The 14,780-nt window shown below is 74.3% G+C and carries 18 protein-coding genes; 14 read left to right on the top strand and 4 right to left on the bottom strand.

The window, feature by feature from the left end:
• Window positions 1-147 precede the first annotated feature (147 nt).
• Window positions 148-606, top strand: a complete 459-nt coding sequence (locus ACH9D2_RS12530; RefSeq protein ID WP_396363137.1) for a hypothetical protein — start codon at window positions 148-150, stop codon at window positions 604-606.
• Between the two features lie 74 nt (window positions 607-680).
• Here ACH9D2_RS12530 and ACH9D2_RS12525 read toward each other — a convergent pair whose 3' ends face one another.
• Together ACH9D2_RS12525 and ACH9D2_RS12520 are read right to left on the bottom strand one after the other, a co-directional pair.
• Window positions 681-1,919, bottom strand: coding sequence for an FG-GAP repeat domain-containing protein (locus ACH9D2_RS12525; protein ID WP_396363136.1), 1,239 nt, complete (start codon window positions 1,917-1,919; stop codon window positions 681-683).
• A 314-nt stretch (window positions 1,920-2,233) separates the two neighbouring features.
• On the bottom strand, window positions 2,234-2,701 hold the full coding sequence (locus ACH9D2_RS12520) for an ArsI/CadI family heavy metal resistance metalloenzyme (RefSeq protein ID WP_396363135.1): 468 nt from the start codon (window positions 2,699-2,701) through the stop codon (window positions 2,234-2,236).
• A gap of 295 nt (window positions 2,702-2,996) precedes the next feature.
• On the opposite strand from ACH9D2_RS12520, the gene ACH9D2_RS12515 reads away from it, so the two are divergent.
• The 10 genes from ACH9D2_RS12515 (at window position 2,997) to ACH9D2_RS12470 (ending at window position 10,670) form a co-directional block, all read left to right on the top strand.
• Complete coding sequence (locus tag ACH9D2_RS12515; RefSeq protein WP_396363134.1) at window positions 2,997-3,374, top strand: hypothetical protein; 378 nt, start codon at window positions 2,997-2,999, stop codon at window positions 3,372-3,374.
• Between the two features lie 251 nt (window positions 3,375-3,625).
• Window positions 3,626-3,859: a hypothetical protein gene (locus ACH9D2_RS12510; protein ID WP_396363133.1), complete on the top strand. Its 234-nt coding sequence runs from the start codon at window positions 3,626-3,628 to the stop codon at window positions 3,857-3,859.
• A 67-nt stretch (window positions 3,860-3,926) separates the two neighbouring features.
• Complete coding sequence (locus tag ACH9D2_RS12505) at window positions 3,927-5,210, top strand: SufS family cysteine desulfurase (protein ID WP_396363132.1); 1,284 nt, start codon at window positions 3,927-3,929, stop codon at window positions 5,208-5,210.
• Between the two features lie 39 nt (window positions 5,211-5,249).
• Window positions 5,250-5,714 (top strand): Fe-S cluster assembly sulfur transfer protein SufU, encoded by a 465-nt coding sequence (gene sufU / locus ACH9D2_RS12500; protein WP_396363131.1) that lies wholly within the window; start codon window positions 5,250-5,252, stop codon window positions 5,712-5,714.
• A 97-nt stretch (window positions 5,715-5,811) separates the two neighbouring features.
• Window positions 5,812-6,663: a Rieske 2Fe-2S domain-containing protein gene (locus tag ACH9D2_RS12495; RefSeq protein WP_396363130.1), complete on the top strand. Its 852-nt coding sequence runs from the start codon at window positions 5,812-5,814 to the stop codon at window positions 6,661-6,663.
• Window positions 6,664-6,817: 154 nt separating this feature from the next.
• The gene (locus tag ACH9D2_RS12490) at window positions 6,818-7,825 is read left to right on the top strand and encodes an MsnO8 family LLM class oxidoreductase (protein WP_396363129.1); all 1,008 of its coding nucleotides are present in this window, start codon (window positions 6,818-6,820) and stop codon (window positions 7,823-7,825) included.
• 156 nt (window positions 7,826-7,981) lie between these two features.
• Window positions 7,982-8,551 carry a nucleosidase gene (locus tag ACH9D2_RS12485; protein ID WP_396363127.1) on the top strand — a complete coding sequence of 190 codons (570 nt, stop codon included), beginning with the start codon at window positions 7,982-7,984 and terminating at the stop codon, window positions 8,549-8,551.
• A 44-nt stretch (window positions 8,552-8,595) separates the two neighbouring features.
• On the top strand, window positions 8,596-9,312 hold the full coding sequence (locus tag ACH9D2_RS12480; RefSeq protein WP_396363126.1) for a lipoyl protein ligase domain-containing protein: 717 nt from the start codon (window positions 8,596-8,598) through the stop codon (window positions 9,310-9,312).
• A gap of 38 nt (window positions 9,313-9,350) precedes the next feature.
• Window positions 9,351-10,190: an SOS response-associated peptidase family protein gene (locus ACH9D2_RS12475; protein ID WP_396363124.1), complete on the top strand. Its 840-nt coding sequence runs from the start codon at window positions 9,351-9,353 to the stop codon at window positions 10,188-10,190.
• 48 nt (window positions 10,191-10,238) lie between these two features.
• Entirely contained in the window at window positions 10,239-10,670 is a 432-nt protein-coding gene (locus ACH9D2_RS12470) for a pyridoxamine 5'-phosphate oxidase family protein (RefSeq protein ID WP_396363123.1), read from the top strand.
• Window positions 10,671-10,793: 123 nt separating this feature from the next.
• Here ACH9D2_RS12470 and ACH9D2_RS12465 read toward each other — a convergent pair whose 3' ends face one another.
• Window positions 10,794-11,297 (bottom strand): GNAT family N-acetyltransferase, encoded by a 504-nt coding sequence (locus ACH9D2_RS12465; RefSeq protein WP_396363122.1) that lies wholly within the window; start codon window positions 11,295-11,297, stop codon window positions 10,794-10,796.
• 301 nt (window positions 11,298-11,598) lie between these two features.
• Between ACH9D2_RS12465 and ACH9D2_RS12460 the strand changes: the two genes are divergently transcribed.
• The 3 genes from ACH9D2_RS12460 to ACH9D2_RS12450 all read left to right on the top strand — a co-directional run bounded on the left by ACH9D2_RS12460 (window position 11,599) and on the right by ACH9D2_RS12450 (window position 13,896).
• Window positions 11,599-11,922 carry a DUF6504 family protein gene (locus ACH9D2_RS12460; RefSeq protein ID WP_396363121.1) on the top strand — a complete coding sequence of 108 codons (324 nt, stop codon included), beginning with the start codon at window positions 11,599-11,601 and terminating at the stop codon, window positions 11,920-11,922.
• A gap of 61 nt (window positions 11,923-11,983) precedes the next feature.
• Window positions 11,984-12,823: a fumarylacetoacetate hydrolase family protein gene (locus ACH9D2_RS12455; protein ID WP_396363120.1), complete on the top strand. Its 840-nt coding sequence runs from the start codon at window positions 11,984-11,986 to the stop codon at window positions 12,821-12,823.
• Between the two features lie 104 nt (window positions 12,824-12,927).
• A complete protein-coding gene (locus ACH9D2_RS12450) occupies window positions 12,928-13,896 on the top strand; it encodes a TIGR03885 family FMN-dependent LLM class oxidoreductase (RefSeq protein ID WP_396363119.1) in 969 nt (322 codons plus the stop codon).
• 167 nt (window positions 13,897-14,063) lie between these two features.
• Here the strand turns inward: ACH9D2_RS12450 and ACH9D2_RS12445 are convergent, their stop codons facing one another.
• Window positions 14,064-14,636 (bottom strand): MOSC domain-containing protein, encoded by a 573-nt coding sequence (locus ACH9D2_RS12445; protein ID WP_396363118.1) that lies wholly within the window; start codon window positions 14,634-14,636, stop codon window positions 14,064-14,066.
• Between the last annotated feature and the right edge of the window lie 144 nt (window positions 14,637-14,780).

The raw sequence follows: 14,780 nt of genomic DNA, 5'->3' as shown, positions 1-14,780 counted from the left end.
GCGGCACGGAGGAGCCCGGGTGGACGGACCGGCGCCGGTCACCGGCCCGGAGCGGCCCCCGCCATCCCCGGATGAGGGGTCAGACACGCGGACCCACCGGGTGCGAGGATGCGGTCACGGGGATCGTCGAAACGGGGGGAGGGCCTCGTGCTGACCGTGCGCGACAAGCTGCTCCTGGGGCTCTGGCTCCTGCCCGTGGCTCTCGGCCTCGTGGTGGGGATGCGCGTCGGCGACGACGACGGCTCCGTCATGCTGTTCGTCACCGGGCTCGTCGCGGCGCTCTACGTCGTCGTGCTGATCAGCACGGTCCACTTCTCGCGGCGCCGGCGGGCCGAGCCGCTCACGGCAACGCCCGAGTCCGGCGAGCCCGAGCCCGATCCCGGTCCCGTCGCCGACCCCGGTTCCGCGGGCGCGCCCGGCGAGCGCGGTCGGGCCCTGGCCGTCTCCCGAGCGCTGCAGCTGGTCCTCGTCGTCTCCGCCGCCGTCTACGTCGTCGTCGCGGAGGGCGGCTGGACCTTCGTGGTGGTCGCCGTGCAGCTCGTCACCGTGATCACCATGGCCGCCTACGTCCACGAGCGCGGCTCGGAGCCGGGTCCGGTGACCTGACACGACGCCGCCCCCGTCCGCGCGGACGGGGGCGGCGCCGTGACCGGGCCGCGACGGATCGCGGCCCGGCGGGCTCAGGACAGCTGCACGTACGTGGCCGAGTGCCCGAAGCCGACGACGTCGTCACGACCGTCGCCGTTGACGTCACCGAGCAGACGCGGATACCGGTCCTCCGTCCACCCGTCGTTGTAGCCGAAGGCGGCGACCTTCAGGTACACCGGGCCGAAGGTGTTGTCCGCCCGGCCGTGGGCCACGTAGACCCCGGCGTTGCCGAAGCCCACCACGTCCTGGATGCCGTCGACGTTGATGTCCGCGTGGGTCCGCAGGTGACGGTCCCCCCGCCACCCCTGGGCCTGGCCGAAATCGTTCACCCGCACGGCCACGCCGGTGTAGTTCCCACCGTTCAACGAGTGGGCGACGGAGACCCCGGAGTATCCGAAGCCGATGATGTCCGCCGCGGCGTTGCCGGCGGGGTTGATGTTGACGTCTGCCAGCATCCGCGGGTGCTGGCCCACGCGCCATCCCTGGGCGTAGCCGAAGTTGCGGATCTCCAGCTCGGGCTGGGTGAACGTGTCCCCGAGCGCCGAGAAGTAGGAGACGTACGTGCCGGCGTCGCCGAAGCCCACGATGTCGGCGGTGCTGTTGCCGTCGACGTCCGCGAGCATCCGCGGGTTCTTGTCGACCCGCCAGCCGCGGTTCCAGCCGAAGCTGTCGATGCGCTTGCCGGTGCCGGTGAACGTCCGGTCGGACAGGGCATGGGAGACGGTGACGCCCGAGTACCCGAAGCCCACGATGTCGGCGGTCAGGTTGCCGTTGAGGTCGGCGAGCTCGCGCGGGTGCATGTCGACCCGCCAGCCCTGGTTCCAGCCGAAGTCGCGGACCTTGAGCTGCGGTGCGGTGAAGCTGCCGTCGCCCTGGGAGTAGGCCACGTAGACCCCGGCGTTGCCGAAGCCCACGATGTCGTCGCGGCGGTCGCCGTCGACGTCCGCCAGCGTGCGCACGTGCCGTGCGTTGGACCAGCCCTGGGCGGTGCCGAAGTCCCGCACGCTCATCCTCGGCGTGCCGAAGGTGCCGTTGGCCTGGCCGAAGGCGACCTGGACGCCGGCGTTGCCGAAGCCGACGACGTCGGCGCGGCCGTCGCCGTTGACGTCCGCGAGCTTGCGCACGTGCTGGTCCACGCGCCAGCCCTGGGCGTAGGAGTACACGGGCTGCGCGGTCGCGGCGTGGGCGGGAGCGCCCACGGCGAGCCCTGCGGTCGCCAGGACGGTGGCGGACGCGCCGGTGAGCACGCGCGAGAGGAGTGGGTGTTTCATGGTGGGCCCCCGAGGTGGTGAGGTGGTTCGTCGGCACGGGCACCGGTGGCACGCGCCGGAGGCGTCGGTCGACCCCCGGTCGACCGGGAGACGTCCCCCGGGGCTCGTGCGCCTCCGGGGAACCGGTGGCGCCGGGAACATCGTCCCGGCGCCGGGGCGCAACTGCTGAGGGCCTCAGTTTACTCCTGCAACAGGCGCGGTCACCAGGGGCGTTCCCGTTCGTGACGTCGTTGCACCCCGGCCACGTCGCCTGCTGCCGGCCCCCGCGGCAGCGTGCTGCTCACCGGGGACGCCGGGCCGCGGCCTCGAGAGGGTCAGCGGTGGCTGGGCTCCGGCCGGGCGTCGGCGGTGCAGCACGAGCCGTCACCACCCACCTCGGAGAGCTCCCGGCCGGTCCGGCCCTCGAGGTCGGGCCGGGCGTCGGCGGTGACGGTGTAGACCTCCCACGGCTCCTGGCCCGGTCCGGTCACCCAGACCTTGTCCTGGACGGCGTAGCAGCAGGTGGTCTGCTCCTCCGGCCGGGTGGCCAGGCCGGCGTCGGTCAGGCGCTGCGCGGCCGCATCGACGACCTCGGTGCTCTCCACCTCCACGCCGAGGTGGTCCATGCGGGTGTCCGCACCGGGTTCCCCCTCCAGCAGGACGAGCTTCAGCGGCGGCTCGGCAACGGCGAAGTTGGCGTAGCCCGGGCGTCGTTTGGCCGGGGCCGTGTTGAACAGGGTGGAGTAGAACTCGATGGAGCGCTCGAGATCGGCCACGCGCAGGGCGAGCTGGACTCTGGACATGACGGGTTCCTTTCGGGTGCGGCGGACACCTTCTGTTATCGATGTCCGTCTATGTGAAAGAGTGCCACCAACATCGATGTTCGTCAATACGTTCGTGGTGTCCTTCAGGTGTCCGTGCGCGCGCCCGACAGGCCGGGAGGCCGCCCGCACCGTGGTCCGCACCGTGGTCCGCACCGTGGTCCGCACGGGCGGCGGCGACCTCCGCGGTCCCCGTCCGGAGGTCCCGCTGCCCAGCTCGTCGCTCCGCTGCCCGGGGCGAACCCTTCCCACCGGACGGAACGATAGGCTCGCCCTCGTGACCGAGCTCAGCGAGATGGCCCGCACCGGGGTGGTGAGCGCCGCGTGCCTCACCGCGGGCTGGGCCCTGCTGGTGGCCGCGCTGCTCGTCCGGTGCCTGTACGCCTGGTGGGTCAGGACCGCCGCCGTGCACCTGGTCGAGGACGGCCGGCACCGGCTGCGCTGGCACACCACCCGGTACGAGATCCACGAGGAACCCTGGCCGCACCCACCGGCCACAGCGCCCGCGGCCGGTGCGGAGGTCACGGTCTACTACCACGCCCGCCATCCGTACCGCTGGGCCCTCATCGCCCCGTACCGCTGGCTGTGGCTCCTCGCCGCGGCGGGGACCGTGCTGGTCGGAGCGGGACTGCTGATCCGCCTCGTCCGCGGATGAACCCTCGGTGCCCCCTCCGGCACGGCGCCGGTCAGACCCGGACCGACCCGAGAACCCCGCCGGCCGGGGCCCGTGCCGGCCGGTGCCGGTTTCTCCTCCCGCCGCCCGGCGGGAGATCATGGGATCACGACCCCCATGGGCGTCGGCGTCCCCGTCGGACCCCGACACGCCCTGGGCCGCACCGGACCGCCCGTCACGGGACAGCACGGATCCGGGACAGACGGCCCGGACCCGTTTCCCGGAAGGACACCATGCGCACGCACCAGCACCCCGACGACGAGCACGCCCGGCCCCGGCGCAGCCTGTTCCGGCGCTTCGACGACTTCACCATGCGGTTCTACGGGCCCGCCGTGCGCAGCCCCCGAGACCTCAAGGGGGCCGAGGCCAGCGCGCAGACGCAGCAGTGGTACCAGGACCTGCAGGACGAGTTCGTGGTCGAGAAGGACGCGAACGGCAACACCTACCTGCGCCCCCGCAACCGCTGACCCGCCCGTGACGCCGCGAGGAGCCCGGCCGTCCCGCTCCCCGGCCCGGGACGTACAGTGTCGGAACATGGAAGGAAATCACGTGCTGCCCCTGACCGATCCCGAGGTGCGTGCGCTCCGTGCGGACTTCCCGCTGCTGACCGGCACCCCGACGGTCTACCTGGACTCGGGGGCCACCTCCCAGAAACCGCTGGCCGTCCTGGACGCCGAGCGGGAGTTCTACCTGCACCGCAACGCCGCGGTCCACCGCGGCGCCCACGCCCTGGCCGTGGAGGCCACCGACGCCTACGAGGAGGCCCGCCGGGTCGTGGCCGGCTTCGTCGGCGGCACCGAGCGGGAGCTGGTGTGGACCTCCAACGCCACCGAGGCGATCAACCTGCTCACCTACTCCTTCTCCAACGCCACGGCCGGGCGCGGGGCAGAAGCAGCCGGACGGTTCCGGCTGGGCCCGGGCGACGAGATCGTCACCACCGAGCTCGAGCACCACGCCAACCTCATCCCGTGGCAGGAGCTGGCTGCCCGCACCGGGGCCACCCTGCGCTGGATCCCGGTCGACGAGACCGGCGCCCTCGACCTCGACGCCGCCCGGCAGGTGATCGGCGAGCGCACCCGGGTGGTGGCCTTCAGCCACGTCTCCAACGTCACCGGCGCGATCACCGACGTCGAGGCCCTGGTGGGCCTGGCCCGGGCGGCCGGGGCGCTGAGCGTGCTGGACGCCTGCCAGTCGGTGCCGCACCTGCCCGTGGACCTGCCCGCCCTGGGCGTGGACTTCGCCGTGTTCTCCGGGCACAAGATGCTCGGGCCCACCGGCATCGGGGCGCTGTGGGGGCGGGCCGAGCTGCTGGACGCGATGCCGCCGTTCCTCACGGGCGGATCCATGATCACGAAGGTCACGATGGAGGGCGCCCAGTACCTGCCCGCCCCGACCCGCTTCGAGGCCGGCACGCAGCGCGTGGCCCAGGCCGTGGCGCTGGCCGAGGCGGTGCGGTACCTGCAGGCGATCGGGATGGAGCGGGTCGCCGCCCACGAGCACGAGCTGGGGCAGCGGCTCGCGGCCGGGCTCGCGGAGCTCGAGGGGATCCGGCTGATCGGCCCGGCCCCGGGCGCGGAGCGCGTGGGACTGGCGGCCGTGGACGTCGAGGGTGTGCACGCCCACGACGTCGGCCAGGTCCTCGACGTCGCGGGGGTGGCCGTGCGGGTGGGCCACCACTGCGCCCAGCCGCTGCACCGCCGCCTGGGGCTGACGGCCAGCACCCGGGCGAGCGCCTATCTGTACAACACGACTGAGGACGTCGACCGGTTCCTGGCCGAGCTCGCCGGGGTCCGCACCTACTTCCGCGTGTCCGGCTGAGGCCGTGACCACCGCGGCGGAGCACCCGAGGAGCAGACGATGAGCGCGCTGGACAGCATGTACCAGGAGGTCATCCTGGACCACGCCAAGCGGCGGTCCGGGGAGGGCCTGGCCGCCCCGGCGCCCGGGAACGGGAGCGCGGAGTCCCACCAGTACAACCCGACGTGCGGCGACGAGATCACCGTGCGCGTCGAGCTCGCCCCCGCCGCCGAGGGCGCGGAGCCGGTGGTCGAGCGGCTCAGCTGGGAGGGCGAGGGCTGCTCGATCTCCATGGCCGCGGCCTCGGTGCTGGCCGAGACCGCCCCCGGGATGACACGGGCCGAGCTGGCGGAGCGGATCGGGGCGTTCCGGGACCTGCTGCGCTCCCGGGGCACCGTGGTCCCCGACGAGGAGGTCCTGGGCGACGCCGCGGCCTTCGCCGGGGTGTCCCGGTTCGTGGCCCGCGTCAAGTGCGCGATGCTCGGCTGGGTCGCCGCCGAGGAGGCCCTCGGCCGCGCCGGCTGAGCAGCTCCCGCAGCCGCCGCCCTTCACACACCAGGAGGACCTTGTCCCGCCCGCGACCGGGTGGAAGACTGACCGCCCCGGCACGGAGGAGACGGTCGTGAAACTGCTCGAGGACCTGGTGGCCCGCGTGGAGACATGGAAGGCACTGGACCAGGTGGCGGAGCCCCTGGCCCGCGCGGTGGGCAGGGCGGCGCGGCCCGCGCCGGTGCGCAACGTGCTGAGCGGCACCGTGATCGGGCACCCGCTGCACCCCCTCCTCACCGACGTCCCGATCGGCGCGTGGACCATGGCGGCGATGCTGGACCTGGCCGGCGGCCCCGGCACGGCCCGCGCCGCCGACCTACTCGTGGCCGCGGGGCTGGCCTCCGCCGTGCCCACGGCCGCGACCGGGCTCAACGACTGGTCCGACACCCAGGGCGCGGACCGGCGCGTCGGCCTGGTGCACGCCACCGCCAACAGCGTGGCCCTGACGTTCTACACGGCCTCGCTCGCCGCACGGCTCCGGGGCCGGCGCGGGGCCGGCAAGGCTCTCGCGCTGGCCGGCTACGGCTGTGTCGTGGGCGGGGGCTACCTGGGCGGCCACCTCGTCTACGCGCGGGGCGTCAACGTCAACCGCACCGCCTGGCGGCGGGGCCCGCGGCGGTGGACCGACGTCCTGGCCGACGCCGACCTCGCCGCCGGCGGGCACCGACGGGTGCAGGCCGGCAGCGTCTCGGTGCTGCTCGTCCGCGACGGGAACCGGATCGAGGCCCTCGACAGCGTCTGCAGCCACATGGGGGGCCCGCTCGAGGAGGGGACGATCGACGGCGGCTGCGTCACCTGCCCCTGGCACGGCAGCACCTTCCGGCTCGCGGACGGCGCCGTCGTCCGCGGACCGGCGACCGCCCCGCAGCCCGGCTACGAGACCCGGGTCGAGGACGGGCGGATCCAGGTCCGGCGCCGGACCTGACCACGCCGGGCCACGGCCGCCCAGGGTTCCGGCCCTGACCACCTCCGGCGCCGGACCTGACCACGCCGGGCCACGGCCGCCCAGGGTTCCGGCCCCGCCCCCCTCGGCGGCCGCGGCGCGGAATGCCTCCGCCGCCGCCCGGGTTGTGGGCACCATGGCCCTCTCCGACGTTCCGCTCTCCCTCCTCGACCGCGCCAACATCCGTGACGGCTCCACGGAGGCCGAGGACCTCGCCCACGTCCTGGAGCGGGCCGAGCGCGCGGAGGAGCTGGGCTACCACCGGTTCTGGGTGGCCGAGCACCACGCGGTGCCCGGGATCGCCGGGTCCGCCCCGGCGGTGCTGATGGCCGCCCTGGCCGCCCGGACCCGCCGGCTCAGGATCGGCTCCGGCGGGATCATGCTCCCCAACCACCAGCCCCTCGTGGTGGCCGAGCAGACCGCCACCCTCGAGGCCCTGCACCCCGGCCGGATCGACCTCGGCGTGGGCCGCTCCCTCGGGTTCACCGCCGCCGTCCGGGACGCGCTGCGCACCGGCAAGGAGGCCGCGGAGAGCTTCGAGGCCGACCTCGCGGAGCTGCTCGCCCACCTCTCCGGCGCGGCCCCGGTGACCGCCCGGCCCCGCGACCACGCCGCGACACCGGTCTTCGTCCTGGCGACCGGCGCCGGGGTGGAGACCGCCGCCCGGGCGGGACTCGCCGTGGTGCTCGGCGGCCCCGCGCTCTTCCGCGAGGGCCCCGCGGGCGGTGCTGCGGTGCTCGAGCGGTACCGCGCGCGGTTCCGCCCGTCGTCGTGGTGGGCGGCCCCCCACGTGGTGGTCTCGGCGAACGTCGCGGTGGCGCGGACCCGCGCGGCCGCCCGGGAGCTGCTGCTGCCCGAGGCCCGCGCCCTGGCCGCCTCCCGCACCCGGGGCGAGTTCCCGCCCCTGGCGCCCGCGCGGTCCGCGGAGCCGGACGAGCTGCCGGCCCGGGAGCAGGCCCTCGTGACGGAGACCCTCGCGGGCTCGGTCCACGGCACGGCCCCGGAGGTCCGGGCGGAGCTGGAGCGGCTGCTCGAGCGGACCGGGGCGGACGAGCTGCTCGTGACGGGCGGCGCGTACGACCTCGATGCCCAGGCGGAGTCCGACCGGCGGCTCGCCGCGCTGTTCGCCGCTCGCCCGGCCTGACCTCTCAGCCCCTGCCGCGCCGAGTCCCCTGTGGTTCCTGCCCGCCGCGCCGAGTCCCCCGTGCCGTCGCAGCTCCCCACGTTCGATCGGGGGGAGCCGCGATCGGACGGGGGACCCGGCGGCGAGGGCGGCCGGGAGAGCGGATAGAGTGACGGGGTGCCACAGCTGCTCGTTCTCGCCGCCCACCCCCTGGAGACCAAGTACTTCCCGGAGGACATCGACCTGGTCCTCACCGGCGTCGGGATGTCGGCCTCGGCGGTGCGCACCACCGAGGCGGTGCTGACCCGCTGCCCGGACCCCGCGCGCCGGGCCGAGCTGACGGTGCTCAACATCGGCAGCGCCGGCGCCCTGAGGCACGGGCTGACCGGGGTGCTCGAGCCCTCCCGGATCATCAACCGGGACGTGGACGAGGCGCTGCTGCGCGCGGCCGGGATCCCCGTGGACAACGTCATCGAGCTCGGCGGCGACGGGCCCGTCCTCGCCACCGGGGACTCCTTCGTGGCCGGCGGACCCGCCCGGGACGCCCTGGCCGCCCGGGCGGACCTCGTGGACATGGAGGGCTGGGCGATCGCGGTGGCCTGCCGGCACCTGGGCGTGCCGCTGCGGATGGTCAAGCACGTCTCCGACGCCGCCGACGAGGAGGCGGTCGCGTGGGCCGAGAAGGTGGAGGTCAGCGCCCTGGCCCTGGGGCAGTGGTTCCGCGGCAGCGGGATCGCCCGGTCATGACCCGACGCAGGGCCGTCCGGATCCGCCACTAGACTGGGACCAGCATGAAACTTCTCCGCCAGCGCGAGTCCCTGGGCGCCCAGCAGGACTACGAGAGCGCCATGACCCTCCTCGCCGACGTGCGCCGCGACGGGCCCGTCCTGCGCCTCTACGAACCGGCCCCCACGGTCGCCTTCGGGCGCCGGGACGAGCTGCGCCCTGGCTTCGCCGACGCCGCCCGGGCCGCCCGCGAGAGCGGGTTCGAGCCCCTGGTCCGCAAGGTCGGGGGCCGGGCCGCCGCCTACCACGGCGGGTGCCTGATCATCGACCACCTCGAGGCCGCCGAGGACCCCACCTCGGGCATCCAGGACCGCTACCGCCTCTTCGGCGACATGATCGTGGCCGCCCTGGAGGAGCTCGAGATCGAGGCCGACGTCGGCGAGATCCCGGGCGAGTACTGCGCCGGGGAGCACAGCGTGCACGGGACGCACCCGGCGTCGTCGTCGACCCCGGGCCGGAAGGTGAAGCTGGCCGGGACCGCCCAGCGGGTGGTCGCGGGCGCCTGGTACTTCAGCACCGTGCTGGTCGTCGAGCAGTCCGAGCCCATCCGCTCGGTGCTCACCGACGTCTACGCCGCCCTCGACCTGGACTGGGACCCCGTCACCGCGGGGGCCGTGGACGACCTGCGCCCGGGCACCACCGTGGCCGACGTCGAGCGCGGGATCCGCAAGGTGTACGGCATGTACTCCGAGTACCTGGGGTACGGGCAGCTCACCGACTGAGCCCCGGCCGCGGGCCGGGCAGACCGAGGAGGCAGCAGATGTGCGGACGCTATGTCATCGCCCGGGCCGTGGGCGACCTCGTGGCCGAGACCGGGGCCGTCCCGGACGAGAGCCTCGGGGACGCCGCCGACCAGGAGCGGCTGCGGGCCAACTGGAACACCGCGCCCACCACCGACGTCCCGATCGTCCTCGAGCGCCTGACGGGCGGGGACGGCCGGGGCGACGACGGTGAGCTGGTCCGCGAGCTGCACGTGGCCCGCTGGGGACTGGTCCCGGGCTGGGCCAAGGACCCGGCGGTCGGGTCGAAGATGTTCAACGCGCGGTCGGAGACCGTCCTCGAGAAGCCGTCCTTCCGCAAGGCGGTCCGCGCCCGCCGGTGCGCGGTCCCGGCCAACGGCTACTACGAGTGGAAGAAGGAGCCCGGCGCCGGGCGGGGCGGGCGGAAGCAGCCCTACTACATCCACCCGGCCGAGCCGGAGGAGACCATCTGGTTCGCCGGGATCTACGAGTGGTGGCGGGTGCCCGAGGGCACGGAGCTGCACTCCGCGGCCCTGCAGCCCGGCCGGGACGGCGCGGGGAGCACGTGGCTGCTGTCCTGCTCGATCCTCACCACCGACTCCCCGGAGCCCTCCGCCGAGCACCCGGTGCTCACGGAGCTGCACGGTCTGCACGACCGGATGCCCATCCCGCTGGCGCCCGAGCACGTGGGGGACTGGTTGCGCCCGGGGGAGGAGGACGCCCCGCAGCTCGTGGACCTGGCCCGGGCCGAGGCGCACCGTACGGCCGCCCGCTGGGTGCTCGACCCGGTGGACCCGGCGGTCGGCAACGTGCGCAACAACTCCCCGGAGCTCGTGGACCCGCAGCCCGCCCTGTTCTGAGCGCGTACCGTGGTCCCTGACCTGTCCCCGTCCCGAAGGAGCACCTCGATGACCCCTGCCTCACCGGACACCGTCGGCCGCATCGTGGACTTCGTCCGCGCCCACGGCGGTGGCGTCGTGGCGACCAACAGCGACCGGGGATACCCCGAGTCCGCCTGGGTCAACCTCGTGGCGGACGACGACGGCCGCCTGGTCTTCGGCACGAACATCGCGAGCCGCAAGTTCTCCAACCTCAGCTCCGACCCGCGGGTCTCCCTGGTGCTGATCTCCGGAACGGGCCAGGAGTTCCAGCTCGAGGGCGACGCGGCAGTGCTCGAGGGCGACGCGGCGCAGGAAGCGGGGCAGCGGCTGGAGACCCGCCACCCCGGCTCCGGCGGCCACGAGCCCGAATCCACCCGGCTCGTCGAGGTGGGCCTGCGCTGGGCGCGGTTCGTCGACGTCGCCGTCGAGCCCCCGGCCCGGGAGGAGTTCGCGCTCTGACCCGTCCACGGGGGAAGGCCCGGGAGCCGCGTTCGCGGGCCCCGGGCCGTCCCCGTGACGTTTCTTCCGGCGTTCTCCCCGGCGTCTCCTGCGGCGTCCCCGGCGCCGGAGCGCCCGCCGGGCTCAGACGTAGTCCGTCTCGGGAACCCAGCGGTTGAAGTCGAGCGTCAGGTAGAGCGCGAGCGCCGCCGCGTTGTCCTCGGCAATCCGCAGGCAGACCTGGTCGTAGCCGTTGTCGTAGAGGGTGCTCATGGCACAGCGCACGAGCTGCTCGGCGAGGCCCTGGCGGCGGCGGGAGGCCGCCGTGAACAGCTCGAAGATGTAGGGGACGTCGGGGAGGTCCTCGCCGACCCGCCGGGCCAGCACGAGCGCTGCGGCCACCACGGTCCCGTCGTCGTCGACCACCACCGGCGAGGCGTCGGGCAGGAAGGGACCGTACTCCCCGTCGAAGACCCCCCGGATCACCTCGTGGGCCTCCTGCAGACTGGAGACCCCGCCCTGCTCGTAGGAGGAGTAGTAGAGCTGGGCGAGACTGTCGGCGTCCTCCGGGGCGGCCGGACGCAGGTTCACGGCGGGAGTCCTGGTGTTCACCGCGGTGTGGGCGATCAGCGTGATGGTTCCGGGCATGGAGGCCTCCGTGAGGTCGACGCCGGTACGTTCCGGCGGGTCGGACGAGGGACAAGGGACGTCCGGGCGGGTCGCGCAGGGCACGCCCTCCGTGCTCTCAGCGTATCCATTTCGCTGGGCTTGTCCATGCTTCCCCGCCTCGAGTCGCAGAAGCAAACACCTCGGTCGGAACCGCCACCGGAGGGGAACACCTGTTCCGCTCGTGTGCCCCGAGGGGTTAGCGTGTCGTACAGGTGTTCTAGCTTCCAGGGAACAGGGCGCACCGCGGATCGGGCGCCGGCCGAGGGAGAGAGGAGCTGCCGTGGGTTTCCTGACGGAGAGCGTCGACGTGGACTGCGACACGGACGGGGTGCCGGTGGGCGTGCGCTGGCGCGGGCGGAACTACCGGGTGGCCCAGGACCCCGTCCGCTGGTACGAGCGGCGCGCCTGGTGGTCCGAGGACGCGCGACTCCCCCAGGACCGCGGGATCGGGGCGGTGGACCAGCAGATGTGGCGGGTCCAGGTCCAGCTGAACGCCCGCTCCGAGCTGCTGACCCTCGAGCTCGTCCACACCCTCGACACCGGGCGCTGGCGGCTGCTCGCGGCCACGAGCGCCTCGGGGGCCCGGGTGGTGCGCTGTGCATAGGCCCGTCCGGGGTGCATAGGATCGAGGCGGAGACCGCACCGCAGAACGTGAGGGAGCACCCGTGAGACTCGGCACCGTGCGACGAGACGGCACCACCCAGGCCTTCCGGCAGGAGAACGGGCGCACCGTCTACCTCCCGGTCCCCGACGTCGGGGCCCTCCTGGCCGGGGGCGACCTGCGCCTGCCGGGGGAGCCGGGCCCCGCGCCGGCCCCGGAGGACCTGGCGACGCCCGTCCTGCACCCGGGCAAGGTCCTGTGCGCCGGACTGAACTTCTACGACCACGCGGAGGAGGTCGGCCAGGACATCCCGAAGCACCCCACGATCTTCGCGAAGTACGCCACCGCGCTCATCGGTCCCACCGACCCCATCGCCATGCCGGAGGAGTCCGAGAAGATCGACTGGGAGGCCGAGCTCACCGTGGTGATCGGCTCACCCCTGCGCCACGCCAGGCTCGACCAGGCACGGGCCGCGATCGCCGGGTACACCATCATGAACGACATCTCGGTGCGGGACTGGCAGGGCCGGACCTCCGAGTGGTTCCAGGGCAAGAACTTCGACCGCACCACCCCGGTGGGCCCCGTGGTCGTGACCGCCGACGAGGTCGACCCCGAGGCGGGGCTGGCGATCCGCTGCGCCGTGGACGGCGTGCTGCACCAGGACTCCCGCACCGACCTGATGATCTTCTCCGCCGTGGAGCTGGTCGAGTACCTCAGCCGCTTCCTGACCCTCGAGCCCGGGGACCTCGTGGCCTGCGGCACCCCCGCCGGCGTGGGCCTGGCCAAGAAGCCCCGCCGGATCTGGTTGCGCGACGGCCAGGAGGTCGTCACCGAGATCGAGGGCATCGGCGAGCTGCGCAACCTCTGCACCCCTGCCGAGGACCTCCGGGCGGCCTCCGGCTGACCCGGTCCGCGGCACCCGTCCCCCTGTGCCCGTCCTGGTCCGACCGCTCTGTTCCGATCTTTCTGTTCCGACCGCTCTGTTCCCGCCTTCGACCGGAGGACCCCATGGCGACCATCGGCTTCCACGCCTCGCACGAGCAGATCCCTCCCGAGCAGCTGCTGCGCGACGTCGGGCACGCCCAGCAGGCCGGCTTCGGCGCCGCCATGTGCTCCGACCACCTCGAGCCGTGGTCACCGCACCAGGGCCACTCCGGGTTCGCCCTGTCCTGGCTGGGCGCGGCCCTGGCCACCACGGACTTGACGTTCGGGTTCGTGCACGCCCCGGGCCGGCGCTACCACCCCGTAGTCACCGCCCAGGCCACGGCCACCCTCGCCCGCATGTTCCCCGGCCGGCTCTGGGCCGCCCTGGGCAGCGGGCAGAAGCTCAACGAGCGGGCCGTCTCCCCGGACTGGCCGGTCAAGGAGCAGCGGCAGCGGTTCCTCGAGGGCAGCTTCGACGTCGTCCGCCGGCTGCACGCGGGCGAGGAGGTGTCCTGCCGAGAGCCGTTCCACGCCGACCGCGCCCGGGTCTGGGACCCGCCGGCGGTCCCGCCCGCCCTGCTCGTGGCCGCGCTCACCCCGGCGACGGTCCGCCGCTTCGCCCCGGTGGCCGACGGCTTCATCACCGTCCAGCAGCCCCTGGAGGACCTGCGCCGGATGCTCGACTCCTGGCGCGAGGCCGGCGGCACCGGCCGTGCCGCGCTGCAGGTGCACCTGAGCTGGGCGCCCGACCCGGAGCAGGCCCGGGCGATCGCCTTCGACCAGTGGCGCACCAACGTCTTCGACCCCGTGACCATGGCCGAGCTCGCCTCCCCCCAGGACTACCTGCGCAAGGCGGTCCAGGAGGACGTCGGGGACGAGCAGGTCGCCGGGGCGGTCAACGTCTCCGCCGACCTCGGCCGGCACGCCCAGTGGCTGCACGAGTACGCCGAGCTCGGCTTCGACGAGATCTACCTGCACCACGTGGGGCAGGAGCAGAGCCGCTTCCTCGACGCCTTCGGGGACACGGTGCTGCCCCAGCTCGCGCGGGCCTGAGCCGCCGCGTCCGACGGCGACCACCGTCGGACGCCCCGGGACACGGCCGCCCGGGTTCGTGCCGGCGTGCGCGCACTGTGGCCGGGGACGGCCCAGGTCGGTCCCGGATCGCCGGTGAGCACGGCGAGTCGGCCGCGCAGGAATCCACCGTCAGGGCCGGGAGGAGATCACGGCAACCGGGAGGGCTGTCGCAGGACTGCCGCCCCGGCCTGCTCCGGCTCGAGCGGGACCGGACTGTGCAGCACGGCCGGTCCGCGGTGCAGGACACCGCTGGACAGCGGCCGGCAGCGCAGCCCGCCTCGTCCCCGCATGGCGGCGTGCGCGCCCGGGGCGAGCACCCGGTCCATCCAGGCGCAGGGGTGGGCGGGCCGCCCGCCCCGCAGCCGGACGAGGGCGCCCCGGGACTCCAGCGCGAACTCCTCGCCCAGCAGCGGGGCCAGCTGGGCGCCCCGGAGGACCACGTTGCGACGGGCCAGGAGCGGGTCGAAGGGGGGCGCGCCCAGGTCCGCGGCCATGGCCTCGAGCGCCTCGACGGCCAGCAGGGTGACGGCGGCGTCCATGTGCGCGGCCTTGCCGAAGAACCGGTCGCCGACGACGCCCTTGCCGGCCACCAGCTCGGCCCGGTCGGCGTCGGTGGTGGGGACGTCCGCGGCGCCGTCCCGGGCGCGGCCGAAGTAGGCGTGCGCAGGGGACACGAGCAGGTGCAGGACCTCCACGTCGTACCGATAGCTCGCCGCCATGCCGTCCACCCCTCCGTCGTGACGGCCGCCGCCGCTGCGCAGTGCCGCCGTCAGGCCTCAGCATAGGCGGGCGGGGAGAGCGGCGGACCCCGTGACCTGCTCCGCCGGTCGTCGCCGGGGTGCTCGCCCGGAGGTCCGTCGCCC

The organism is Kocuria rhizosphaericola (assembly GCF_044462205.1).
Taxonomy (GTDB): Bacteria; Actinomycetota; Actinomycetes; order Actinomycetales; family Micrococcaceae; genus Kocuria; species Kocuria rhizosphaericola.
Note: the sequence above shows the minus strand (reverse complement) of the source record. Positions and strands in the feature narration are given on the sequence as shown.

What these genes read in the sequence shown, in the direction of transcription:
- ACH9D2_RS12490 (WP_396363129.1), top strand. Translation starts at nt 6,818, where the DNA reads ATGGCCCTCTCCGACGTTCCGCTCTCCCTCCTCGACCGCGCCAACATC.
- ACH9D2_RS12445 (WP_396363118.1), bottom strand. Translation starts at nt 14,636, where the DNA reads ATGGCGGCGAGCTATCGGTACGACGTGGAGGTCCTGCACCTGCTCGTG.
- ACH9D2_RS12470 (WP_396363123.1), top strand. Translation starts at nt 10,239, where the DNA reads ATGACCCCTGCCTCACCGGACACCGTCGGCCGCATCGTGGACTTCGTC.
- ACH9D2_RS12475 (WP_396363124.1), top strand. Translation starts at nt 9,351, where the DNA reads ATGTGCGGACGCTATGTCATCGCCCGGGCCGTGGGCGACCTCGTGGCC.
- ACH9D2_RS12465 (WP_396363122.1), bottom strand. Translation starts at nt 11,297, where the DNA reads ATGCCCGGAACCATCACGCTGATCGCCCACACCGCGGTGAACACCAGG.
- ACH9D2_RS12505 (WP_396363132.1), top strand. Translation starts at nt 3,927, where the DNA reads ATGGAAGGAAATCACGTGCTGCCCCTGACCGATCCCGAGGTGCGTGCG.
- ACH9D2_RS12450 (WP_396363119.1), top strand. Translation starts at nt 12,928, where the DNA reads ATGGCGACCATCGGCTTCCACGCCTCGCACGAGCAGATCCCTCCCGAG.
- ACH9D2_RS12510 (WP_396363133.1), top strand. Translation starts at nt 3,626, where the DNA reads ATGCGCACGCACCAGCACCCCGACGACGAGCACGCCCGGCCCCGGCGC.
- ACH9D2_RS12480 (WP_396363126.1), top strand. Translation starts at nt 8,596, where the DNA reads ATGAAACTTCTCCGCCAGCGCGAGTCCCTGGGCGCCCAGCAGGACTAC.
- sufU (WP_396363131.1), top strand. Translation starts at nt 5,250, where the DNA reads ATGAGCGCGCTGGACAGCATGTACCAGGAGGTCATCCTGGACCACGCC.
- ACH9D2_RS12525 (WP_396363136.1), bottom strand. Translation starts at nt 1,919, where the DNA reads ATGAAACACCCACTCCTCTCGCGCGTGCTCACCGGCGCGTCCGCCACC.
- ACH9D2_RS12520 (WP_396363135.1), bottom strand. Translation starts at nt 2,701, where the DNA reads ATGTCCAGAGTCCAGCTCGCCCTGCGCGTGGCCGATCTCGAGCGCTCC.